We start from the raw sequence: 23582 nt of genomic DNA on the forward strand, positions 1-23582 counted from the left end.
GTTTCTCCGTGCCGCACGCGGTACGACCGCCCGTCGCCTCTCCGCGCTCCACGCGGCGCCACCACCCGTCACCCCTCCCCGCCCCACGCGGCGCCACCTCTCGCCACCATCTCCCGGCACACAGCCAACAGCCGCTCGTCCTCCAATACGTCCCGGCTCCCATGTCCGCCGCTCCGCGCCAAGTGCCGTCGTGGCGCGGCGAGTTCCGCCTCCACCAGGTCGCGCAGCGATGCCCCGGCCGCCCCCATGCCGACCAGGCACGCGGCGACAGCGCCCCGCATACGCGGATGCCCGGTCCAAGCCGACCGCAGCACCGGAAGCACCCTCTCCGCATCCCCGGTCACCCGCCACAGCGCCCGCGCCCCCCCGACCCGCTCCTCCACGCACTCCGCCGCCACCATCCCCGCCAGCCCGTCCGACGCGACCCGCGCGGCCACCCCCACCCGCGCCAGCACGTCCGCAGCCACCCGGCGCCGCTGCCCGTCCGGACTCGCCAACTCCCGCAACAGGGACGGCAGTACGGCCGGCGCATCCCCCTCCACCGACCACAACGCACCCGCCGCGACACCCGCACAGTCGGACTCCAACAGCCCCCGCAGCACCGGTACGACACCCTCCGCCCCGACCCCGAACACATCGAGCGCCCGCACCGCCGACGCCACGACCCGCTGCCCGGACCGCACCCCGTCCGGCACCCCGCGCAACAGCCGCAGCACCTCCGGCACGGCCTCCCGGTCGGCGAGCGCGGTCAGCGCGGACAGCAGCGGTACGGCGCGGTCGGACGTCTCCGGGGAGTCGAGGGGTACACGGCCGAGCCGGTGCCGCAACGCCGGGGCGAGCGGTGCGGCCGAGCGGCCCAGGTGGACGATCACCCGCCCCAGGTCGTCGGGTACGACGGGCCCCGCGAGCACCTCGGCCAGTACCGGTGCCGCCCGTGGATCGCCGCTGCGGGCAAGGGCCTTGAGCGCGCCGCCCAGCGCCGGCGCCCCACGCTCCCAGCGCTCCGTCCACAGGTCGGGGCGCGCGCTCACCAGCGCCTGCAGGTGATCGGCGGCCGGCGCGGCCAGGTGGAAGAGTTCCCCCAGGACCGACGACGCGGCATCGCGCAACCGGCCCGCCTCCGTGCCCAGTTGCTCTCCGACCAGCGCGACCAGTGCCGAGTGGTCGGCCCGCCACTCGCGGAACAGTCCGGCCGACATCCACACCCCGTTGCACCGATCGGTGGAGTCCGGAGCGGCCAACTGCCCTTCCAACAGGGCGATCCGCTCGGCGAGCCGCCCGCCGAGCGCGGTGTGCAGCGTGCGCACGAGCTGCGCGCCCTCCTCGTCCGAGGGGCGAAGTCGCCACAACCGCCCGGCGAGCGTGTCCGGGCAGTCGATGTCGTCCCGTCCATGGAGGCCCGACCGGCGCCGCTCGGACCGCTCCCCGAGCAGGCCCACGACCCTCGGGACCAGGTCGGCGGGGAGCAGATCCGGTGCGCAGCCCGCGAGTTGGCCGAGTGCGGCGAGCCGTAGCCCGGGATCGTACGGCGGAGTGCCGAGTGCCAGCAGGGTGTCCAGGGCCTCGGAGGCGTGGGCCGGAAACCGTCGTACGAACAGACCGAGGCTCTCGACGAGAGCGAGCAGCACCCGGTCGTCGCGTTCGACCGTGATCCGCTGCCGCAACAGGTCCAGCACGCGCGCGGGTTGATCGAGGAACCGGACCAGGCCCTCGGCCGCGGCCCGGCGCACACCGGGGTCCCGGTCGCCGACGAGCACGACGAAGACCTCGGCCCCGGCCCGTAAGGCGGCCTCCGCCGGCCCGCGCCCCCGCCCGATGCCGACCAGAAGCTCCACCAACTCGCCCCGCTCCGCGACCCCCTCCTCGACGGCGAGCTCGAGCAGAAACGGAACGCAGGCGAGCGTCGAGTCGTACACCGTCCCCTGGCGGTGCACCACGCCGTACATCCCGTCGAGGGCGCTCGCCCGCTCGACAGGGTCCGTGGAGGCCAGTCCTCTGAGCAGTCCGGGCACGTCCTCCGCACTGCCGTACGCATGGCGCAGCGAGGCCCAGTCGACCTCGTCGATCCCCGTGAACACGTTGCCCTCCCCAGACGAAGTGCCAACTGATCGCGAGTCTGCACCACGCCACTGACAACGAAGCGGAATCGAGAGGTGACCGAGGGTCAGTCCCCGTCGGGCAGGGCGCGGGAGAGGATCGCGCCGAGGTCGGTGGAGTCGGGGAGGGTGCCGAAGGAGTATCCCCAGTCGCCGCCCAGCCGGGTCGCGCAGAAGGCGTCGGCGACAGCGGGCGGGGCGTGCCGTACCAGGAGGGACGCCTGGAGGGTGAGCGCCATCTGCTCGACGAGGCGGCGCGCGCCCGTCTCCGTCGCCTCGCTCAGCGCGCTCTTCAGCCGGCTCGCCGCCGCGTCCAGGCGGGCGTCCGCGCCTCGCGCCAGGGCGAGTTCGGTGAACAGGGCCTCCGCCGGGCCGGGGTCCCGGCTCAACGCCCGTAGTACGTCAAGGGCGTTGACGTTCCCCGAGCCCTCCCAGATGGAGAGGAGGGGCGCCTCGCGGTAGTGGCGGGGCATGCCGGAGTCCTCGGCGTAGCCGTTGCCGCCGAGGCACTCCAGGGCCTCCGCCGTGAAGGCCGGGCCGCGTTTGGTGACCCAGTACTTGCCCACGGCGGTGGCGATCCGGCGGAACGCGGCCTCGGAGTCGTCCCCGCGCACCGCACGGTCCGCCGCGCCCGACAGCCGCAGGGTGAGGGTCGTCGCGGCCTCCGACTCCAGCGCCAGATCGGCCAACACATTGCGCATCAGCGGCTGTTCGAGCAGCCGTGCGCCGAACGCGCCGCGGTGGCGCACATGGTGACCCGCCTCGACGAGCGTCTTGCGCATCAGCGTCGCCGACATCATCACGCAGTCCAGGCGGGTGCAGTTGACCATCTCGATGATGGTCTTGACACCGCGCCCCTCGGGTCCGACCAGCCAGGCGACGGTCCCGTCGAACTCCGGCTCCGAGGACGCGTTGGACCGGTTGCCCAGCTTGTCCTTCAGCCGCTGGATACGGAACACGTTGCGGCTGCCGTCGGGCAGCACGCGGGGCACCAGGAAGCACGACAGCCCGCCCGGAGCCTGCGCCAGCACGAGGAACACGTCGCACATCGGCGCCGACGTGAACCACTTGTGCCCGCGCAGTGTGTACACCCCGGGTTCGGCGGTCGGGGTGGCCGCCGTGGTGTTCGTGCGGACGTCCGAGCCGCCCTGCTTCTCCGTCATCCCCATGCCGGCCAGCAGCCCGCGCTTCTCGGTCGGGGCGCGCAGACCCGGTGCGTACACCCGGCTGGTGAGCAACGGCTCGTAGACCGCGGCCAGTTCGGGCTGGGCGCGCAGCGCGGGAACGGCGGCGTACGTCATCGAGGTCGGGCAGCCGTGTCCGGCGTCGGTGTGCCCCCACACCAACCCCCGTGCGGTACGGGCCACATGGGCACCGGGTCGCTCGTCCGCCCAGGGCGCGCCCGCCAGTCCCTCGGCGACGGCGACGCCCATCAGCCGGTGCCAGCTCGGGTGGAACTCGACCTCGTCGATCCGGTTGCCGTACCGGTCGTGCGTGCGCAGCTCCGGCTCGTGCCGGTTCGCCTGCTCACCCCACTCCTGCGCCTCCGCACTCCCCGCCGCCCGACCGAGCCGCCGTACGTCCTCCTCGGCCCAGCCGGCCCCCTCCCGGCGCAGCCCCTCGAGCAGGGCCGTGTCCTCGGAGGCGTCGTAGGGGGTCAGGGGCGGGGGCTGGTTGGTGACGTCGTGCGTGGCGTTCCGGGGCTGGGGCGGCGTGTGCGCGAGTGTGTGGGCCATACGGGCAGTGTTGCACTATTCCTGCGGTCGCATCAATGATGTAACACGATGGCTGCCCCGTAGAGTACGAGGCCATGCGGATGAACGAGTCGGAAGGGCCCGGTGAGGTGGACCTGCGTCCGTTGTCCGCGCGCTCGGTCGTCCTCAGCCTGCTGCTGGGCACGCATCCGCCCGAGCTGCCCGTACGGGATCTGCTGCGGGCCGTCGAGCCGCTCGGCGTCGCCGGATCCACCCTGCGGGCCGCGCTCAGCCGGATGGTCGCGGCCGGAGATCTGCGGAGCACGGACGCCGTCTACCGGCTCAGCGACCGGCTGCTGGAACGCCAGCGCCGCCAGGACATCGCCGTACACCCCGAGACCCGCCCCTGGGACGGCGACTGGGAGATGACCGTCGTCACCGCGACGGGCCGAGGCCCCGCCGAACGCGCGGAGTTGCGCGGCAAGTTGACCGCACTGCGGCTCGCGGAACTCCGCGAGGGAGTCTGGCTCCGCCCGGCCAACCTGCTACGACCCCGACCCGACGAACTCGGCACGGTCGCCCGGCACTTCACCACCCGACCGGAGGAATCGGCCCGCCAACTGGCTGAGAACCTGTGGCCACTTGAGTCCTGGGCGAAAACGGCCGAGGCGCTGCTCGCCCGGATCGACGCCACCGCCGACCGCCCGGGCGACCGATTCACCGTACTCGCCGCCGTCGTACGCCAATTGCTCGCCGACCCGGTCCTGCCCCCCGAACTCCTGCCCGCCGACTGGCCGGGACCCACCCTGCGCGCCGAATACACCAGCCACCGGCGGGAGTTGATCGCGACGGTGCTGGGGAATCCGGGGAGTTGACAAGAAGCTGAAAGCCGGGATCGGCTTCAACACAGCCGTAGTTCAGCTACTGGACCACCTGAAGGAAACGCAGCTGAGTGACGACGGTCCCGGAGCCAACGAGTTGGCGAACCGGATGCAGGAGGCGCGCTCGGCCCTCTACCTGCTCTGCGCCGAAGAGACCGTCGATCTCGCGGACGCTCTCGCGCGTCGGGTCTGGAGCACCCTGCCCTCCGACGGCAGGGACGACCGCCGGGCCGAATTCCGGGAGACGCTGGACCTGCTGCGTCGCTTCACGCATCAGCTCCGGCAAGAGATCGCCAGGCCGTAGCCCCGTTCCCGGCCGCCGCGACGGAGCCGGTGACCTTGCCGGTCGTCCCGCACGATGACGGCGGCCGTGCGAAGCGTCGTGCGGGGACGCTTCGTGCGGCCGCCGTCACCGCGGCGGCCTTACTTGTACGTGATGTCCGAAGCCGCGTACTTGCAGTAAGTGCCGTCCGCGCCCGTGCCGTTGGTGGTCGGTTCCGCGCCCGTGTTGTTTCCGATGTACTTCTGGCAGGGGATCATCTTCTTGCTGGTGTCCCCGACGATCGTGATCGCCTTCAGAGTCGCGCTGTCGCCGTAGTTGGTGTTGATGCCGACGATCCGGCTTCCCTTGTAGGTCGCCTCGATGGTGTTGAGGTTGATCGTGCGCTTGTACTGCGTCTTGCAGTTGCCGCAGGAGCGGACGAACGTACCGAAGGTCTGCGCCGCGAAGTTGGAGACGTTCAGGGTGCCGGCGCCGTTGAACTGGAACACCTTGTCGCTGGCCTCCTTCGCGCCACCGCCGTTGACGGTGTACACGTTGGACGACGAGGAGCCCAGGAAGGTCGCCGCGTCCTCGCCGACGTCCTCCCACCAGACGTTCTGAAGCGTGCAACTGCCCAGGCAGTGGATGCCGTCGGCGGCGGGGGAGCCGATGATGACGTTCTTGACGACGGCGCCGGGGGCCAGCTCCAGGATGGGGCCCTGGTCCTCGTCCTGGCTGCCCGTGCCCAGGTCACCGCTGCCGTACAGGCGCAGCATCCCGTAGTCCTTGGTGCCCGAGACCGAGATGGTCGAGGTGACGGCCTGGCTGCCGCTCGCGGTGGGCCAGGTGGCGGCACTGGCCGGCGAGAGCGCACCGGATGCCATGATCATGCCAACGGAGAGGCCGAAGGCGGCCAGCGTGCCGGTGAGCGCACGCGATCGTGCGGAAGAAGTCATGTCCCGATTCCTTCTCCGAGGTGGGGGAGTGGTCAGAGCTTTCCGGTGCCCGCGCCCGCGGTCACCGAGGCGACGACGGTCGAGGCGGGCTCGGCGGTGTAGCTGTACGGCGGGCTGGTGAACGTGCCGACCTGCGAGATCTCGGTGGCGGCTCCGCCGAGGTCGTTGCCGCTGAGGTTGGCGTAGCCGTCCAGGTCGCTGTCCCGGTTCGTCGTGACGGCGACCTCCGTGTCCCGGAAGACGTTGTTCTGGACGAACATCTGGGCGCCCATGCGCGAGTGCACGGCGGTCTCGGCGCCGACGACGTAGTTGTCGTAGAAGTGCCCGGTGCCGAAACGCAGGCTGGGGACACGGGAGTTGACCTGGTCGAACCAGTTGTGGTGGTACGTCACCCGCAGATGCCCGGTGTCCTCGCTCGCGTTGTTGTCGCTGTGGCCGACGAGCGAGCCCTTGTAGTGGTTCTTGAAGGTGTTCCAGGAGACGGTGACGTAGTCGGAGGCGTGCGTGATGTCGAGCAGTCCGTCGTAGTAGTCCTTGTCGTGGTCGAGGTCGGACGAGAAGGCGTTGTGGTCGATCCACACCTTCGTCGACGCCTGCACGGTGATGCCGTCGGCGGGCGCGACCGGCTTGCTGATGTTCAGGTTGCGCACGACGACGTTCGTCACCTTCTTCAGGCGCAGCCCGCCACCGGTGAATCCGGACGCCGAACCCACGCCCAGGACCGTCGTGTTGGATCCGATGTCGACCTGACCACTCAGCGAGATCAGGCCGTTGACCTTCACCACCTTCGAAGTGCTGCCGGTGACGGCCGACTTGAAGGCGTCCAGCGTCGACACCGTGACCGTCGTGGCGCTGCCGCCGCCGGTCGTGCCGGCGCCGAAGCCGACCGGTGAGGCGTCGGCCGCGGAGGCGGAGTGGGGGAGCGCGAGCACGGCCGTCGCGGCGAGCGCGACCGCCGTCAGAGCTGATCTACGAGTACGCATGCGGGTGCGTCCCTTCAACAGGGCATGGGTGATCGGATACGTGAACGATGTACGCCATGAAGGACCGCGCGGTCACACTTCTGAACGGAACGTAGGGTGCAAGCGCTTTCTAGTCAACGCCCCGCGCGAAACTATTCGGAGCGTGGGAGCGCTTCCATGAGACTCATGTCCATGTCACGATGCCGATGGTTCCCCCCTTGAACGACGCCGCACGAGCCGCACGAGCCGCGATCAGGAAGGGACGATGACGTGCGCATCACAGCCGCCGACAACACCCTCAAGTCCGCCCGGAAGAAACCGCGTTCGGTACTCGTCGCCCTCTTCGGAGCGCTGGTGCCGCTGCTCGCGGCCCTGACCCTGCTGGCGCCCCCGGCCACCGCCCGCACCGAGGCGGTCCCCACCGCGACCCTCACCGAGGTCACCGGCTTCGGCGCCAACCCCAGCAACCTCCAGATGTACGTGTATGTCCCGGCCGCCGTCACCGCCCACCCTGCGGTCGTCGTGGCCGTGCACTACTGCGGGGGATCGGGCCCGGCGATGTACTCCGGCACCGAATACGCCTCGCTGGCAGACCAGTTGGGCTTCATCGTCGTCTACCCGTCGGTCACCCGCGCCAGCAAGTGCTTCGACGTCTCCTCGCCCCAGGCCCTGCACCGCGACGGCGGCAGCGACCCGGTCGGCATCAAGTCCATGGTCGACTGGGTGAAGAGCACCTACTCCGCCGACCCGGGCCGCGTCTTCGCCCTGGGCATCTCCTCCGGCGCGATGATGACGAACGTCCTGCTCGGCGACTACCCCGACGTGTTCGCGGCCGGCGCCGCCTTCGCCGGCGTGCCGTTCGGCTGCTTCGCCACCACCGACGGCTCCGAGTGGAACACCGCCTGCGCCAACGGGACGGTCGTCCAAACCCCGCAGCAGTGGGGCGACTTGGTGCGCGCCGCCGACCCCGGCTACACAGGCCCCCGCCCCCGGATGCAGCTCTGGCACGGCACCGCCGACGACACCCTGCGCTACCCCAACTTCGGCGAGGAGATCAAACAGTGGACCAACGTGCAGGGCGTGAGCCAGACCCCGGCCGCCACCGACTCCCCGGCCACCGGCTGGACCCGCACCCGCTACGGCGCCACCGGTGACCAGGCCCCCGTCGAGGCGATCAGCCTCCAGGGCGTCACCCACAACCTCTACACCTACGGCATGGGCGCCCGCGTCCTCACCTTCTTCGGCCTCTCCGGCGGCGGCACCACGCCCCCGCCCTCGACCGGCCCCTGCAAGGTGACGGCCACGACCAGCGCCTGGAACACCGGCCTCACCGCCTCCGTGACGATCACCAACACCGGCACGAGTACGGTGAGCGGCTGGCAGCTCGGCTTCACCCTGCCCACCGGCCAGACCATCACCAACGGCTGGGGCGCCACGTACACACCGGCCTCCGGCACGGTGACGGCCACCAACGCGTCGTACGACGGCACGATCGCCCCGAACGCGAGCGTGACCATCGGCTACCAGGCGAACCACACCGGCAACAGCGCCGCACCCACCGCCTACACGCTCAACGGGACTGCCTGCACGGTCGGTTGACCCGCACCCCGTGTCCCTCGCTCCCAACTCCTCCCCGAGGAAGGCGGATTCCGTGCACCTCACGAGACGGACCGTGATCGGCGCCACGACCTCGGCGCTGGTAGCCCCCAACTCGATGCGTGCCGAGGTTAGTTCGACGCTCCCCGGCTCCCACTGGGTGAACACCTGGACAGCGATGCCCCAGCTCACCGAGCCCGGCAACCTGCCACCGGCGCCCTTCATCGGCACCAGATCGGTCCTGGTCGACACCACCCTGCGACAGACCCTTCGCGTCACCACCGGAGGCCGCACCCTGCGACTGCGCTTCTCCAACGCCTACGGCGACACTCCGCTGCCGCTCACCGCGGTGACGGTGGCGCTCCCGCAGGACGGCAAGGCGGGTGCGAGCGCGATCGTGCCCGGCAGCGGCAGACCGGTCACGTTCGCCGGACGCGGCTCGGCGACCGTCCCGGTCGGCGCCCAACTGGTCTCGGATCCCCTGGACTTGGACCTGCCCGCCGCATCCGTCCTGACCGTGACGACCTACCTGGCGACGGGCCAGCCGTCACTCGCGCTCACCTCGCACCCGGGCTCGCGCACGACGTCGTATCTCCAACTCGGAGACCACACACGGGGCGAGGACCTGCCCGGTGCGACCCCGGTCGACCACTGGTATCTGCTGAGCGACGTCGAGGTGCTGGCCCCGCGCACCATCACGGCCGTGGCGATCCTGGGCGACTCGCTCACCGACGGCCGCGGCTCCACGACCAACGCCAACGACCGCTGGCCGGACCAGCTCTACGACCGCCTCCGGGCCCACCCCGCGACCGCCGCCGTAGCGATCCTGAACCAGGCGGCGGGCGGCAACCGGGTCCTCAACGACGGCCTCGGCCCCAACGTCCTCGCCCGCCTCGACCGCGACGTCCTCTCCCGCAGCGGAGTCACCCGCCTCATCGTCTTCGAGGGCGTCAACGACATCGGCACGGCCGACGCGACCCCGGCCGCCCAACACCAGGTCACCGAGGACCTGTTGGCGGCCTACGACCAGATCGTCGTCCGCGCCCACGCCCAGGGCATCCGCGTCTACGGCGCGACCCTGCTCCCCTTCGGCGGCAACACCTACGACGACCCGGCCGGCGAACGCGAGCTCTCCCGCCGGGCCGTCAACACCTGGATCCGGACGGGCGGTCACTTCGACGCGGTCCTCGACTTCGACCGCGCCGTACGCGATCCGGCCGACCCGCGCCGCCTGTTGGAGTCCCTCCAGGTGGGTGACTGGCTGCATCTCAATCCGGCGGGGTACGGCGTGCTGGCCGCGACGGTTCCCGCCGGACTGCTGCGTTAGACGGCCGGCTCCTTCGCGGTGGCGGGGGCCGCGGCCGAACTGCCCTTCACCGCAAGGTGGTTGAACACCAGGTTCAGCACGATCGCCGTCAGGCAGCCCGCGCTGATGCCGCTGTTCATGACCGTCTGGAACCAGTCCGGGAACTGCGCGTACACCGTCGGCACACCGACCGGCAGCATGCCCACGGCCACCGAGACGGCGACGACGGTGAGGTTGTGGTTGTCCTTGAAGTCGACCTGGGTCAGGGTGCGGATGCCGCTCGCGGCGACCGTGCCGAACATGACCAGGCCCGCGCCGCCGAGCACCGGTGCCGGTATGGCGGCGACGACCGCGCCCAGCTTGGGAAGCAGACCGAGGACGACGAGGATGCCGCCGGCGACGGCGACGACCCAGCGGCTGCGGACCCGGGTCATGCCGACGAGGCCGACGTTCTGGGCGTAGGCCGTGTACGGGAAGGTGTTGAAGACGCCGCCGAGGACGGTGGACAGGCCGTCGGCGCGCAAGCCGTCCGCGAGGGAGCGCGGCTCGATCTTCCGGTCGGTCATCTCGCCGACGGCGATCAGGTCGCCGGTCGTCTCCGTCATCGTCACCAGCGCCACCACCAGCATCGACACGATCGCCGAGGCGTGGAAGGTGGGCGTACCGAAGTGGAACGGCGTGCTGATGCCGACCCAGTCGGCGTCCCCGACCCCGCTGAAGTCCGTGAAACCGAACACCACCGCGGCCACCAGCCCCACGGCCATGCCGATCAGCACCGCGATCCGGCTCAGGAACGCGGGCGCGAACCGCTGCACACCCAGCACGACCACGAGGACGAACGCCGCGAGAGCGAGGTTCTTCGGCTCACCGAAGTCCTTCGAACCCTGGCCGCCCGCCGCCCAGTTGCCCGCCGCGGGCAGCAGCGACAGACCGATGATCAGGATCACCGTGCCGGTCACGAGCGGCGGGAAGAAGCGCAGCAGCTTGCCGAACACCGGTGCCAGGAGCGCGATGGCGAGCCCCGCGACGATCACGGAGCCGTAGATCGCGGGCAGTCCGCCGCCCGTCGTACCGATCAGCACCATCGGCGACACGGCCGCGAACGTACAGCCCTGCATGATCGGCAACCGCACCCCGAACCGCCAGAAGCCGATGCACTGGATGAGCGTCGCGATACCGCACACCAGCAGGTCGGCGGTGATCAGATACGCCAGATCGGCGGCCGACAGCTTCATCGCCCCGCCGACGATCAGCGGAACCGCCACCGCGCCCGCGTACATCGCGAGCACATGCTGCAGTCCGAAGGCGGCCAACTGCCGTACGGGTGGGACCTCGTCGACGGGATGCACGGGTGTGGTCGTTGCCATGGACACTCCTGAGCGGCGGAGAGGGGAGGAGGGGGAGGGGAGAGACATGCGGACAGCACGAGACCGTAAGCGCCTTGAACAGTTTGTTGATTTCTGAGGTGTTGCCGCCGTGTGTCATGCCCATCTGCTAAGCGCGCGACGCGCGCACAGCCTCCCGAAGGGCCTCCCAGCCGGGCAGTTTCACCACACCGCCCCGCCCGAGCGAGGCCCCCAGCTCGGCCTCGGCCCGCTCGATGGCCTCCCACCCGGCCCACTCGACCGGCTCGATCCCCTCGGCACGCAGCACGGTGAGCGGGTCTTCGGACGCTTCCTGTCGTACGAGCGTGGAGGCGTCCTCCAGCAGGGACGTCACCGTCTCCTTGGCGTCCGGGCGGTTGGTGCCGATGACGCCCGTCGGGCCCCGCTTGATCCAGCCGGCCACGTACTCGCCGGGTACGGCCCTCCCCTCGCGGAGGACGCGGCCCGCCCGGTGCGGCACGACGCCGAGCTCGGCGTCGAACGGCAGTCCGTCCAGCGGCACCCCGCGATAGCCCACCGAACGCAGCACCAACTGCGCCTCGATGTCCTCCAGTTGACCCGTGCCGCGCACCCCGCCGTGCCCGTCCGGCGCGGTCCGTTCGAAGCGCACCGCGCCCACCCGCCCCGCGTCGGCGAGGAGTTCGACGGGACGGAGGAAGAAGCGGAGGTGGATACGGCGGGCGGCTCCCGAGGGAGGCAGGGCCGCCCAGGTGCGCAGCGTCTCCACGTTGCGGCGCTGCGCGGCGGGCAGGGCGGAGGGATCGAGGAAGTCGGGGTCGAGCGCCAACTCGGCCGGATCCACGGTCACTTCGCTGTCCGGCAGACCGCCCAGCTCGCGCAGCTCCTTGGTGGTGAAGCGGGCCTGCGAGGGGCCGCGCCGGCCCACCATGTGGATGTCCGTCACCCCGCTCGCGGCCAGCGCGGTGAGCGCCGCCTGAGGGATGTCGGTCCGGCTCAGCTCGGCCGCGCCGCGCGCCAGCATCCGCGCGACGTCCACCGCCACATTGCCCACGCCGATGACCACGGCCGAGCGCGCGCCGAGCACGAAACCGTCGGCGGTGGAGTCCGGGTGGGCGCTGTACCAGGACACGAACTCGGTCGCCGACCAGCTGCCCGGCAGCTCCTCGCCCGGAATCCCCAGGTGACGGTCGGTGGCGGCGCCCACGCAGTACACGACCGCGTCGTACAGCTCCCGCAGCCGCGCGGCAGGCAGCCCGCCGGGTCCCACCTGCACCCCGCCGAGGAATCGCACCCGCTCGTGCTCCAGCACCGTCCGCAGATTGTTCTGCAGCGACTTGATCTTCTCGTGGTCCGGTGCCACGCCGTAGCGCACCAGGCCGTACGGGCACGGGAGCCGGTCCAGGACGTCGACCAGCACCCCGGGTTCCCGCTGGACCAGGCTCTGGGCGGTGTAGACCCCACTCGGCCCGGAACCGACGACGGCGACACGCAGCACGGCGGAACTCCTCACCCGTCAGGCACACAGGAGATCGGTGAATCGTCAGACCGCTGGCAACTCCAGGGTCCCACCACAGGGGCTCCGCTGACAGGGTGCCGTGCGGACCCGTACGCGACCGGGGCGCGCGTGTCCGTTCGTATGGAATGTGATCATGCGGTTACGTTGCGTGTGTGCTAGAAGCATCCTTTGTTAATCTTTCCGATCGCTGCCCGGAGGACGGCGCGGTCTCCGTGTGGCCCGCGTGGGAAGTGCAGGAGCACGACGGCGCCACCTCGTGGTTCCACGTCCGGCTGGCCTTCACCGACGGCGCCCGGGTCGACGCCCTCGCCGTGGTCTCCGACCAGGGCCTCTCCGTCGAGGACGTACGGGCCCAACCGGCCCTTTCCCTCGACGACTTGACGGTGCTGGCCGACTGGATCGAGGGGCCGCTCTTCGAGGCGTGCGGCCTGGAACCGGGGCCGGTGGGCGAGGAGGAGGCAGAGGTGGGCGGGGCGCGCCGGGCCCGGCCGCCCTGGCCGCGCGGCATCGAGGGACGGTGGCTGGTCGCCCAGGAGTACCGCGCCGCACAGGAAGAGGGCGTCGATCCCGTCCTCGCGGTGATGTGCGCGACCGGACACAGCCGACGCCGCTCGCTCCGGCTCATCTCCCAGGCGCGCGACGCGGGTTACCTGACGCCTCGTCATGCGCGCCGCTGAGCCGGTGAGTTGGGCGGGGTGAGCTATGTGGTGGGATCCTCGACCGGCCGGTCGTCCGTCGCGAAGAACCGTGAGAGGTCCGTGTCGGCCGCGGGGCGCGGCGTGCCGTTGTCGGGCGGGATCCCCAACTCCCAGTCGAGTCCGTACCGTTGGAACAACTCGGTACGCAGCACCGGGATCGGCATCGGCACCCCGGGCACAAGTGCCGCGTAGACCGCGCCCATGAGGAGGGCCCGCAGCATCGGGTAGTCGGACGGGGCGCTCCCCGATCCGTACCGCGCGATCGTCTCCCCGAGCAGTTCGGCCAGGCGCCGCTGCTCCGGGCACTGTACGAAGCCCTCGCCCTGGAGCAGCCCGGCCATGTGCTGGCGCATCAGCACGGGCCGGTCGTGCGCGAGGCCCAGGATCGCGTCGATGGCCCGCGCCATGCGCTCCCGTCCGTCCGTGGTGCGCGGCTCACGCTCCAGCGCCTCCTCCAGCGTGCGGTGCATCAACCGGTGCACGGCGGACTGCACCAACTGGCGTTTTCCGGGGAAGTAGTACGACACCAGTCCGCGCGCCGAGCCGGCCCGGTCCGCGATGTCACCCAAGGTCGTGGCCTCGAAGCCGCGCTCACCGACCAACTCGACCGCCGCCTGCAGGAGCCGCTCCCGGGAACGCCGTCGCAACTCTTCATTGACCGAGGCGCTTCGCGGGGACATGCTGTAACTCCTGCGTTGACTGGCTATCAGCCAACTATACTCAGGACGTACGGGTCCCCGTCGCGAGGACCCGTCGAAATGCTGCCGTCCGTCTGGGGCGACGCGGGGGATCGTCTCAGGCGGGCGGCTCCTTTTCACCCCAATGGTTACCCGGGGCGACCTTTGGCCCGGCGTCCGGCGCCGCGCCTTCTCGCACATCTGTCGCACGGCACGTGATCCGTCCCTAGAGTGGGCACGGGTGACGAGCCGAGGAGGCGCACGGGCATGGACCAGGACCAGCAGATTTTCGCGCGGATCAACGAGATGGTCGACGACGAGCGCAAGCTCCGGGAGGCCCTCGCCTCCGGCACGATCGACAGCACCACGGAGCACCAGCGCCTCGGCCAGCTGGAACGCGAACTCGACCAGTGCTGGGACCTGTTGCGGCAGCGCCGCGCCAAGGTGGAGTTCGGCGAGAACCCGGACGAGGCGCGAGTGCGCCCGGAGTCCGAGGTCGAGGGGTATCAGGGGTGACTCGGCGGGCGGGGTCGGCTCCTGGACTCCTGGAGCCGGCCCCGGCTCAGCCCTGACCGACCAGGTCGAGCACGGGGCGCAGGGCGTCCGGCCGTTCGGTCACCGGGCGGTGGTCCACGAAGTGAACCCCGCAGCCCAGGGCCGCCGCCCCGCTGTCCGAGTGTCGCTCGTCGCCGACCATCAGCACGTCCTTCGGGTCGACCCCGAGCGCCTCGCAGGCGACCGCGAACAGCCGCGGGTCCGGCTTCTGAATGCCGTGTTCGTACGACAGCGCGTACGTGTCCACGTAGGCGTCGAGGCCGTGCTCCCGGAACACCGGCCGCAGATCCCAGCCGATGTTGCTCACCACGCCCACGGCGATGCCGCGCTCGCGCAGCGTGCGCAGCACGAATTCCGTGTCCGGGTACGGCGTCCAGGCGGCCGGCTTCATGTGCCGGTCGTACAGCGCGTCGTGCAACGCCGGGTCGGGGAGCGGGACTTGGCGGGAGACTCCGGTGAAAGCGGCCCGGTGCTGTTCCGCACTCCGGTCCCGGACCGCCCACATCTCGGCGAACTCCGCGGGCAGCCGCTCCGGCCGCGCCCCACCCGGCTGCGCCCCGGCCGACTCCAGTGCCCGCGCGGCCTCGGCCAACTCCGGCTCGGGCAGCGAGATCCCGGTCTCCCGCAGTACGGCACGCAACCAGGACTCGGTGGACTCGATACGGAAGAGGGTTCCGGAGAAGTCGAAGAGGACGGCACTCATGCGGTGATCTTACTCAGCCACTCGCTCACGCCCACCGCCGTTCGTACACCCCGACAGCCACTGCCACCACGAACGCACCGAGCACCCAGCCGCCCACCACGTCCGACGGCCAGTGCACACCCAGCCACACACGGGTCAGTCCCACACCCGCCACGGAGATCACGGCCAGAGTCATGGCCGTTCGCCACACGGCACGTCCGGCGTCGGAGCGGTGGAGCAGCCACAGGAGAAGTCCGCAGACCACGGTGGCGGTCATGGCGTGGCCCGAGGGGAAGGCCGCGTAATGGGCGGAGTCGACGGGGTCGGGCCACACCGGGCGGGGGCGGTCGACCAGTGCCTTCAGGGTCTGCTGCAGCACTGTGCCGAGCGCACATGTGGCCGCCAGCCACAGTGCCGTCCACCACGCGGAACGCCGCCACACCAGCCACACCATGGTGGCCGCGCATACAAGGCGCAGGGTGAGGGGGTCCCAGACCCAGTCCGTCAGGATGCGGCACACCTGTGTCACCCCGCGGTCCTCGACCGCCCAGCGATGAGTGGTTACGGCGATCCGGCGGTCGAGGTCGATCAGCGGACGCCAGTCGACCGCGATGAGGGTGACGAGCAGCCCGGAGCACAGGGCCAGAGTCAGGGGCAGGGCCAGGACGACGGTGGTGTGCCGACGAGCAGGGCGGGACGGACGGTGCATGGAACGATCCTCACCGATCCGTACCGGTCCATGCCCCTCCGTGCCGGTCCACGTCGACCTCAGCCGAGCGCCCGCAGCCCCGGTACGAACGCCACCAGCACCGGAATCACCGGCACCAGCGCCGCCGTGGCGGTCAGCCCCAGACGGCGTGTCGTCGTGAGCCGGTCCTGGGGCGCGAGCAACCGGTGCACTCGCTGCGGGACATGGGCATGCGGGGTCGGGCACGGCCCGAACACCCCACGGTCCTCGTTGAGTTCGACGAGCGCGAGCGCGGTCGTGAGGCGGCCGAAGCGGCGGGAGGCCATGTCGTCGGCGGAGAGTTCGACCAGGCGGTGCATCTCGTCCCGGAACGCGGCGAACACCGGCACCTGCGGAAACCCGGTCGCGAGCGCGGCCGAACAGTGCAGCAGCCAGTCGTGCCGGGCCTGCGCGTGCCCCTGTTCGTGCGCGAGCAGGGAGTCCAGTTGCCGCCCCTTCAGTCGGCGCAACGCGGCTGTGGTGATGACCAGTTGAGGCGCGGGACCGGACATCCACCACGCGTCGGGGCGCTCGCCCTCCAGCACGACCAGCGGCTCGGCGCCCGGCCCCTCGCCGGGCAACAGGGGTGCGCGTACGAGGAGTTCGGCCCTTCGCCGCCGACGCCGCGACCGGGCCCGCAGGACCTCACGGACCAGCATCGCCGCCGTCCACGCCCCGCCGCACGCGAGGGCTACCGCGGTCGCCGCGGCCCAAGGCCCGGTCGTCACAAGGGGATAGGCGTCCAGGACGGCGTGCGGGGCGTTGGCGAAGACATGGCCGCGCACCGCCTGCCACGCGGCCGCGGCGCTGAGCGTCATCGACAGGGCGCAGCACAGGAGGACGGCCGCCACGACGCACTGCCACACCCACAGCGCGAGCACCGGCTCATGGTCCGGCCAGTCGGCCCGGGCGAGCAGCCGTGGGGCGACGACGGCGGCCAAGGCGCCGAGCAGCAACAGTGCCGCGGGGACCATCATGGGAGCACCCTATGAGCGCCGCGGTGATCAGGGGTACGGCTTGCTACGGCAAAGTGACGCAGACCACGGTTTCGTACAGTGCGAGGATCTCCTGAACCCTCGGATCCTCAGAGCGTCAACAGCATGGCGACCATGGCGATCCCCATCGACAGCCGGCACGCCCTGGCCAGCTCCGGTCGGTCGCCCCACCCGACGCTCCCGCCCCCGCCGTCGGCGACGGTCACGCCGGTGACGGGTACCAGCCGTATGCCCGACAGCAGCACGTATCCCACGAAGTAGAGGAGCAACACACCTGTCACCAGCGGGACTCCGGAGCCTTCGTGTTCATGGTGGTGACCGGGGGAGGAGCCCATCACGAGCGCCATGTAGACCATGGCGGCGGTGCCCAGCAGATGGTGCACATGGTGCGGGCTCCTGCGCGCGGTCCACAGGGCGCGCAGCGCCGCCGCGCCGAACACCGCAGCGTAGCCGGGCCAGGCCCACGACGGCGGTGCGAACACCGCGGCGGGTACGGCCATCGCGGCCATCCCGAAGCCCATCAGGGCCTCGCCGCCGGCGGCCCGCCGCTGTTCCTCGACGGGGCTGCGCATCCGCAGCAGGCAGTAGGCCCCGGTCGCCGCGCACAGCGCGACCAGCAGCCAGCCGGGCGAAGCCGGTCCGTGCATGCGCAGCCCCCCGTTCCACCCCGGTTCTCACTCTTCGTAGACGATCGGTCACAGGTTGCCCGTGCCGCACGGGGCGCAATCGAGCGCAACGGTGTACATGGGGAGCACTCGGCGGAGTGCGGCAGGTCGGAGGCGTATTCGCGCAACTAATTCACGAGTAAAACACCTGCTAAACTTGTCCGACATGAGCAGTGCGACCCCCGTCCCCACCCCGCGCGTCCGACGCCTTCCGCTCGTCGGTGTGCTGCGCCTCGGCCGGCCCTCCGACATCTGGTTCAAGCCCGCGCTCAGCGCGGTCGCCTCGGTCGCCCCGCCCAACCTGACCCTGCTCGCCCTGGGCCGCCTCGATCTGGCGATGTACACGATGGCCGGCTCCTTGTGCGCGCTCTACGCCCACAACAAGCCCTACGCCGCCCGGGCCCGCGCGCTGCTCTGGGTGGTGCTCGGGATGATCGGCGGTCTTGCCGTCGCACTGGTCACCGCCTCCCTCGCGACGAACGCCGTCGTGCTGGTCACGGTCGGCGCCGTCCTGGCCGCCGTACAGAAGGGACTGTGCGACGCGACCCGGATCGGCCCGCCAGGCAACGTCGTCCTCACCTTCATCAGCTCCGCCTCGCTCTTCGCACCGCAGACGCCCGCCCAGGTCCCCGGCCACCTCGCGCTGGCCGCCGCGGCGGGCGTCTGGGCTTGGCTCGTCGGCATGGCACCCGGCCTGGTCCGGCCCTACGGCCCCGAGCGCAGGGCCACGGCCCAGGCCCTGGATGCCGCCGCCGGGTACGCCGCCGCCCACGGCACAGGCGACGGCCACGCACGCGCGCGTGCCGCCACGGCGGCGGCCGTCCAGGCGGCCTGGCAGTCCCTGCTCGCCACCGGCGCCCGCACCGAGCCCCGCCGCGCTCTCGAACGCCTCGTCGTCCGCGCCGAGGTCGCCCTCGCCGCGCCCGCGGACACCGACCCGGAGCCGCTGCGCACCTGGGCCCGCGAACTGCGCGGCAAGGGACCGGTCCCACGGACCGACGACCCGGTGGACGCCGTAGCCGAACTCATGGGTGTGGACGCCGAACTCGCCACCCCCGCCCTCCCGTTGTGGACCAGGCTCGGCCCGCTCGCCCCCCTCGTGCTGCGCACGGCGATCGGCTGTGCCCTCGCCGGATACGCCTCCCTCGCCCTCGGTGTCGGCCGCCCCTACTGGGCACTCGTCACCGCCGCCTCCCTCTACCAGGCCAACATCACCCTCACCTGGGGCCGCGGAGTGCAGCGGGTCGTCGGCAACCTCGTGGGCGTGCTCGTCTTCGCCGGTGTGGCCCCGCTCGCGCACTCCCATCCGGCGGCGCTCGTGCTGTGCTGCCTCGCGTTCAACTTCGGCGCCGAGGCGCTGATCGGCCGCAACTACTGGCTCGGCAGCGTCTGTGTGACCCCGATGGCGCTGCTCATCACCGAGTTCGCCCGGACCCAGCAGCCCGGGGAGCTGATCACCGAGCGGGTCGTGGACACCCTTGTCGGCGCTCTGGTCGGCCTCGTGGCCGCGGTCGTCGTCACCAATCGCCGCGCGACCGACCGCATCGAGGAGGCGCTGACCGCGGTCGAAGGGGCGCGCGGGCGGGCCGCGCGCCTCCTGACGGAACCGGCCCCCGTCCCCGGAGCCCTGGATTCCGCGCATCGCGCGCTCGCCGCCGCGCTGGTCGAACTGCGGGCCACCGTCGACGCCGCGTCCGGCGAGTGGTGGCAGCGTGCCCTGCCCCAGGAGCGGGTCGTGCTCGCCGAGCAGTCCGGACACCGTACGCTCGCCGCGACGGTACGACGCCGGGGACCGCAGCCCCGGCCGGCCGCGGATCGGCGCACGTGCAGGAAGACGGAGGGCGTACGGGGATGACGTCAATGAACGGACGGCCGGCGGACGGAAACGGTGCCTCTCCGGATGTGGCCCGCGACGACCCCTCACCGAGCGCTCCCCGCCACGACACCGTCGCCGCCGTCGTCGGGCAGTGGCAGGCCGTGCACCCCGATCTCGACACCGGTCCGATGGAGATCATCGGCCGTATCAACCGGTGTGCCGCCCTGCTCCAGCAGGCCGAGGACGCGCCGCTGCGCCGGGCCGGGCTCAGCCGCCCGGAGTTCGACCTGCTCGGCGCGCTCCGCCGCACCGGGCACGAGCTGACGCCGAGCGAGCTGACCCGGGAGACCTTCTCCTCGGGGGCCGCCGTCACCAAGCGCCTCAAGCAGCTGACCGAACGCGGACTGGTCGAGCGCCGCGGCGACACCCGCGACCGCCGCGTCGCGCACGTCCGCCTGACGGACACCGGCCGCGAGCTCGTCGACGCGATCCTGCCCGAGCAGCTCGCCTACGAGACCACCGTGCTCGCCGGTCTCGACACCCCCGGACAGGGCGAACTCGCCACGCTGCTCGGCGAGTTGCTGGTCCAGCTGGAAGGCCGGCTGGGCGTGCTGCGCGTCTGAGCCGCCGTAGGCGAGCGGTGACGGACCGTTGACGTGGGCCGCGTGATCTCCCTACGTTCGACCAGGTCGGTTCGGGACGCCGACTGTCGTACGACATGCCGAACAAGGGATTGATGCCGTGGCAGCCGAAGCCTCCGCCCGCGAGACGCTCACCATCGACCTCGGCACCGACACGGGCCCCTTCCACGGAGGCGCGAGCGGCACGCTCTACGGCCTCTACGGCGACGGTGTCCCCAGCCGCAACGTCGTCGAGGGCATGTACGTCCGCACGGTCTCCACCAAGGCCCAGGACGGCGTCCAGCACCCGGGCGCCGACGCCCTGGAGATGTTGCGCCCCTTCGTCGAGGCGGGCGGCAAGGACGTCTACGTCTACCTGACCGACATCTACCGCGGCTTCCCCTACGAATGGCCCGGCGCCACCGGCCCCGAGCGCCTCGCCGACTTCACGGCACGCGTCCGCAGGCACGTCGAACAGGTGCTGGCACTCGGCGAGTACCGGTCCCATGTCGTGTACGTCCCGTTCAACGAGCCCGAGGGCAACATGTTCGGCACGGGGGAGTGGAGCTACGACGGGACCTCCTGGCGCACCGACCCGCGCGCCTACTTCACCGCCTGGCGGGACATCTACCGCCTGATCAAGGACCTCGACCCCGACGCCCGCATCGCCGGCCCCAACACCTGCGAACTGTACGACGAGGTCAAGGGCTTCCTGGAGTTCGCCGAGGCCGAGGGCGTACTGCCCGACATCGTCACCTGGCACGAGCTGTCCTCGCCGGACGAGATCCGCACGAACGTCACCAAATACCGTGCCCTGGAACGGGAGTTGGGCATCGGTCCGCTCCCCGTCAACATCAACGAGTACGCCCACAACTACCACTTGTCCGTCCCGGGGCAGATGATCCAGTGGATCGCCGCCATCGAGGAGTCCAAGGTCGACGCCGACATGGCGTACTGGAACATCGACGGCAACCTCAACGACTCGGCGGTCCAGGCCAACAAGGGCAACGGGCAGTGGTGGCTGTTCAACGCCTACGGCCAGCTCACGGGCCACACCGTCCGGGTCACCGCGCCCCACCCGAACGTGCAGTACACGCTCCAGGGCGTCGCCGCGCTCGACCGGGACAAGCGGCAGGCGCGGGTGCTGCTCGGCGGCGCGGGCGGCTCGGCGGACGTCGTGTTCGAGCACGTCGACCCGGAAGTCTTCGGTACGACCGTCCACGCTCGGCTCCTGGAGATCCCGTGGACGGGCCAAGTCGGCGCCTCCGCGCAGCCGTTGCGACTTGCTGACCATGAACTCGCCGTCGTGGACGGGAAAGTGACGCTTCGTCTGACAGATCTGGAGGAGATGTCGGCGTACCAGGTGATCCTGTCCCCGGGCGGCGAGGGCGCCGTAGCGTTGCCGCCCTCGGTCCGCTGGCGGCGGACGTACCAGGCCGAGTTCGCGACCTATCTCGGTGGCGGCCGTTCCCTGAACGGGCCCGAGGGGTCGCCGTCCGACGTCGACAAGTTCGCCACCTCGACCGGCTACCACGTGGGCGGACTCCGCACCGGCTCCGACGGCGTGCTCGCCTTCTCCGTCGAGGTCCCGCAGGACGGGACGTACGACGTGAGCGTCTTCGCGAACTCGTACAACCTGGCCGACGCGGTGTGCGAGCAGGGACCCACCAACGTCTTCCTCCGCGTCGACGGCGGTCAGCCGTGCGAACTTCGGCTGCCCCTCGGCTACAAGTGGGCGGTGTGGGGCCACACCGACACCCAGGTCGAACTGACCGCCGGCGCGCACACCATCACCCTCGCCGCCAAGGACCCCGACCTCGGTGTCACGCGGGGCGATGCGGTCGTCGACAAGCTCGACCTCGCCCTCCGCGACGACCGGGGGACCGGGTCCGCGCTGTACGACGCCGAGTTCGCCGCCCTGGGTGGTGGCGCGCGTGTCGACTACGCGATCAGGGGAGCCTCCGGCCCGGGTGTCGCCGTACTGCCGCGGGGTGGCACCTCCACCTTCTGGGTGCACGCGGCGGACGACGGGGAGGCGACGGTGACCGTCGACCGGATCGGCCCCGGGGAGGGCGAGTTGACGATCAACGGTGAGAACGTAGGGATTGTTGAACGATCTCCCCTGTCCCTCTTCCTCACGTCGGGCATCAACAAGGTCACCGTCACCGCCACTTCCGACGACCTCGTCCTGGACCGCCTCCGGACAGACCCGTCACGCGGTCTCCTCCCCACCTCGACGCACCCGGCCGAGGAGGGCACCACGACCGGCGGTGCCCGGGTCACCGGCGCCCACACGTTCGCCACCGGCGGCAAGGCGGTCGACGGCATCGGCGGCGGGCCCGGGAACGCCCTCACCCTCACCGTGACGGCGGAGCGGGCCGGCCGGTACGCGCTCACGATCCGCTACTCCAACGGCGAGCAGGCGCCCGCCACCCACTACAACCCGGACCCGGTCTGCCGCCACGCGGACATCGCGGTCAACGGGGCCGCCCCGCAGCGCGTCCTGTTCCCCACGACCTTCCACTTCAACAACTTCCACGACCTGAGCGTCCCCGTCACCCTCGACGAGGGCGCCAACACCCTCACGTTCACGGCCGACGAACTCCCGGACCACGACGGCCGGTCCAGGAACCCGTACGGCCAACGCTCCGCGTACGCCCCGGTGATCGACCAGGTGACGGTGACACCGCTGGCCTGACCGCGTGTGGCGGGCGGGCGAACGGGCTCAGCCCTCCCCGCTCGCCGCGTGCACCCCGAAGACCGCCCCCTGCGGATCCCGCAGCACCGCGATCCGCCGTACGTCGCCGACGGACCGGGGCTCCATGAGGACCGCGCCGCCCGCCGAGGTCGTCGCGGCGGCGGCCGCGTGGACGTCGTTCACCGCGAAGTACGGCAGCCAGTGCGGTGTCACCTGGGGCGGGAACTTGTCGTCCATCGCCATCATGCCGCCGAAGTCGGCGCCGTCGATGCCCCACTGCGGGTAGTGCGCCGACGGCCGGACGGTCCAGCCGAACACGCTCGTGTAGAAGGCCTCGGCCCGCTCGGGCGCCCGCGTCAGCAGCTCCACCCAGCCCAGCGCGCCGGGCGAGTTGAACAGTCCGGCGCCGGGGAAGGTCCGCGCCTGCCACATCTGGAACACGGCACCGCCCGGATCCAGGGCGACCGCGAAGCGCCCGATGTCGAACACGTCCATCGGCTCCATCAGCAGCGTCCCGCCCGCCGTACGCACCCGTTCCGCGGTCGCGTCGGCGTCCGTCACCGCGAACGACACGTTCCACGCCACCGGCTGCGACTCCTGGAACAGGGGCGTCAGGCCGGCGACCGCCGCGTCCCCGACGTGCGCGACCGTGTAGCCGCCCGCCTCCTGCCGGGGATCGGTCTCCGGACGCCAGCCGAGCACGTCCGCGTAGAACCCCTTGGCCGCCTCGAGGTCACTGGTCCCGAGCTCGACCCAACAGGGCCCGCCGGTCACCGGCCTGTCGAGCTTCATGGCGTTCCTTCCGCAGGAAGTACTCCTTCCAGCACGCTAAGC

Annotated in this window: 20 protein-coding genes and 1 pseudogene; 9 read left to right on the forward strand and 12 right to left on the reverse strand. The window is 71.2% G+C overall.

Features of this window, described 5'->3' with window-relative positions; genetic code table 11:
- Positions 1 to 68 precede the first annotated feature (68 nt).
- Positions 69 to 2078 (reverse strand): HEAT repeat domain-containing protein, encoded by a 2010-nt coding sequence (locus SSP08S_RS20090; RefSeq protein WP_019069417.1) that lies wholly within the window; start codon positions 2076 to 2078, stop codon positions 69 to 71.
- Positions 2079 to 2164: 86 nt separating this feature from the next.
- On the reverse strand, positions 2165 to 3832 hold the full coding sequence (locus SSP08S_RS20095) for an acyl-CoA dehydrogenase family protein (RefSeq protein WP_019069418.1): 1668 nt from the start codon (positions 3830 to 3832) through the stop codon (positions 2165 to 2167).
- A gap of 74 nt (positions 3833 to 3906) precedes the next feature.
- Between SSP08S_RS20095 and SSP08S_RS20100 the strand changes: the two genes are divergently transcribed.
- Both SSP08S_RS20100 and SSP08S_RS64520 read left to right on the forward strand, forming a co-directional pair.
- Positions 3907 to 4665 (forward strand): PaaX family transcriptional regulator C-terminal domain-containing protein, encoded by a 759-nt coding sequence (locus SSP08S_RS20100; RefSeq protein WP_019069419.1) that lies wholly within the window; start codon positions 3907 to 3909, stop codon positions 4663 to 4665.
- Positions 4664 to 4975 (forward strand): annotated as a pseudogene (locus tag SSP08S_RS64520) (hypothetical protein); the annotation flags it as partial. The gene SSP08S_RS20100 and the pseudogene SSP08S_RS64520, both read left to right, overlap by 2 nt.
- A 119-nt stretch (positions 4976 to 5094) precedes the next feature.
- Here SSP08S_RS64520 and SSP08S_RS20110 read toward each other — a convergent pair.
- Both SSP08S_RS20110 and SSP08S_RS20115 read right to left on the reverse strand, forming a co-directional pair.
- Positions 5095 to 5889, reverse strand: coding sequence for a pectate lyase (locus tag SSP08S_RS20110; protein ID WP_019069421.1), 795 nt, complete (start codon positions 5887 to 5889; stop codon positions 5095 to 5097).
- 32 nt (positions 5890 to 5921) lie between these two features.
- Positions 5922 to 6872, reverse strand: a complete 951-nt coding sequence (locus SSP08S_RS20115) for a pectate lyase family protein (protein ID WP_026178658.1) — start codon at positions 6870 to 6872, stop codon at positions 5922 to 5924.
- A gap of 249 nt (positions 6873 to 7121) precedes the next feature.
- Between SSP08S_RS20115 and SSP08S_RS20120 the strand changes: the two genes are divergently transcribed.
- Together SSP08S_RS20120 and SSP08S_RS20125 are read left to right on the forward strand one after the other, a co-directional pair.
- Positions 7122 to 8450, forward strand: coding sequence for an extracellular catalytic domain type 1 short-chain-length polyhydroxyalkanoate depolymerase (locus SSP08S_RS20120; protein ID WP_019069423.1), 1329 nt, complete (start codon positions 7122 to 7124; stop codon positions 8448 to 8450).
- Positions 8451 to 8502: 52 nt separating this feature from the next.
- Positions 8503 to 9774 (forward strand): SGNH/GDSL hydrolase family protein, encoded by a 1272-nt coding sequence (locus SSP08S_RS20125; RefSeq protein ID WP_019069424.1) that lies wholly within the window; start codon positions 8503 to 8505, stop codon positions 9772 to 9774.
- Here the strand turns inward: SSP08S_RS20125 and SSP08S_RS20130 are convergent.
- Positions 9771 to 11120, reverse strand: coding sequence for a nucleobase:cation symporter-2 family protein (locus SSP08S_RS20130; RefSeq protein ID WP_019069425.1), 1350 nt, complete (start codon positions 11118 to 11120; stop codon positions 9771 to 9773). The two genes, SSP08S_RS20125 and SSP08S_RS20130, sit on opposite strands and share 4 nt — an antisense overlap.
- 127 nt (positions 11121 to 11247) lie before the next feature.
- A complete protein-coding gene (locus tag SSP08S_RS20135) occupies positions 11248 to 12594 on the reverse strand; it encodes an FAD-dependent oxidoreductase (RefSeq protein ID WP_019069426.1) in 1347 nt (448 codons plus the stop codon).
- Positions 12595 to 12827: 233 nt separating this feature from the next.
- On the opposite strand from SSP08S_RS20135, the gene SSP08S_RS20140 reads away from it, so the two are divergent.
- A complete protein-coding gene (locus tag SSP08S_RS20140) occupies positions 12828 to 13292 on the forward strand; it encodes a DUF6214 family protein (RefSeq protein ID WP_043259554.1) in 465 nt (154 codons plus the stop codon).
- A gap of 23 nt (positions 13293 to 13315) precedes the next feature.
- Here SSP08S_RS20140 and SSP08S_RS20145 read toward each other — a convergent pair whose 3' ends face one another.
- Positions 13316 to 13993, reverse strand: coding sequence for a TetR/AcrR family transcriptional regulator (locus SSP08S_RS20145; RefSeq protein ID WP_019069428.1), 678 nt, complete (start codon positions 13991 to 13993; stop codon positions 13316 to 13318).
- Positions 13994 to 14257: 264 nt separating this feature from the next.
- On the opposite strand from SSP08S_RS20145, the gene SSP08S_RS20150 reads away from it, so the two are divergent.
- On the forward strand, positions 14258 to 14506 hold the full coding sequence (locus tag SSP08S_RS20150) for a DUF2630 family protein (protein WP_019069429.1): 249 nt from the start codon (positions 14258 to 14260) through the stop codon (positions 14504 to 14506).
- 46 nt (positions 14507 to 14552) lie between these two features.
- On the opposite strand, the gene SSP08S_RS20155 is transcribed toward SSP08S_RS20150, so the two are convergent.
- The 4 genes from SSP08S_RS20155 to SSP08S_RS20170 all read right to left on the reverse strand — a co-directional run bounded on the left by SSP08S_RS20155 (position 14553) and on the right by SSP08S_RS20170 (position 17596).
- Positions 14553 to 15248, reverse strand: a complete 696-nt coding sequence (locus tag SSP08S_RS20155; RefSeq protein WP_019069430.1) for an HAD family hydrolase — start codon at positions 15246 to 15248, stop codon at positions 14553 to 14555.
- A 25-nt stretch (positions 15249 to 15273) separates the two neighbouring features.
- Positions 15274 to 15936 (reverse strand): phosphatase PAP2 family protein, encoded by a 663-nt coding sequence (locus tag SSP08S_RS20160; RefSeq protein WP_019069431.1) that lies wholly within the window; start codon positions 15934 to 15936, stop codon positions 15274 to 15276.
- Between the two features lie 59 nt (positions 15937 to 15995).
- Positions 15996 to 16931, reverse strand: a complete 936-nt coding sequence (locus SSP08S_RS20165) for a M56 family metallopeptidase (RefSeq protein ID WP_019069432.1) — start codon at positions 16929 to 16931, stop codon at positions 15996 to 15998.
- Positions 16932 to 17038: 107 nt separating this feature from the next.
- A complete protein-coding gene (locus SSP08S_RS20170) occupies positions 17039 to 17596 on the reverse strand; it encodes a DUF5134 domain-containing protein (RefSeq protein WP_019069433.1) in 558 nt (185 codons plus the stop codon).
- Between the two features lie 184 nt (positions 17597 to 17780).
- On the opposite strand from SSP08S_RS20170, the gene SSP08S_RS20175 reads away from it, so the two are divergent.
- The 3 genes from SSP08S_RS20175 to SSP08S_RS20185 all read left to right on the forward strand — a co-directional run bounded on the left by SSP08S_RS20175 (position 17781) and on the right by SSP08S_RS20185 (position 22748).
- Entirely contained in the window at positions 17781 to 19469 is a 1689-nt protein-coding gene (locus SSP08S_RS20175) for an FUSC family protein (RefSeq protein ID WP_019069434.1), read from the forward strand.
- Positions 19466 to 20053, forward strand: a complete 588-nt coding sequence (locus SSP08S_RS20180; RefSeq protein ID WP_026178659.1) for a MarR family winged helix-turn-helix transcriptional regulator — start codon at positions 19466 to 19468, stop codon at positions 20051 to 20053. The genes SSP08S_RS20175 and SSP08S_RS20180 overlap by 4 nt, the downstream gene beginning before the upstream one ends.
- Before the next feature lie 118 nt (positions 20054 to 20171).
- A complete protein-coding gene (locus SSP08S_RS20185; protein WP_019069436.1) occupies positions 20172 to 22748 on the forward strand; it encodes a carbohydrate-binding protein in 2577 nt (858 codons plus the stop codon).
- A 27-nt stretch (positions 22749 to 22775) separates the two neighbouring features.
- Here SSP08S_RS20185 and SSP08S_RS20190 read toward each other — a convergent pair whose 3' ends face one another.
- Positions 22776 to 23540: a VOC family protein gene (locus SSP08S_RS20190; RefSeq protein ID WP_019069437.1), complete on the reverse strand. Its 765-nt coding sequence runs from the start codon at positions 23538 to 23540 to the stop codon at positions 22776 to 22778.
- Between the last annotated feature and the right edge of the window lie 42 nt (positions 23541 to 23582).

This window comes from Streptomyces hokutonensis (genome assembly GCF_000376565.1).
Classification (GTDB): domain Bacteria; phylum Actinomycetota; class Actinomycetes; order Streptomycetales; family Streptomycetaceae; genus Streptomyces; species Streptomyces hokutonensis.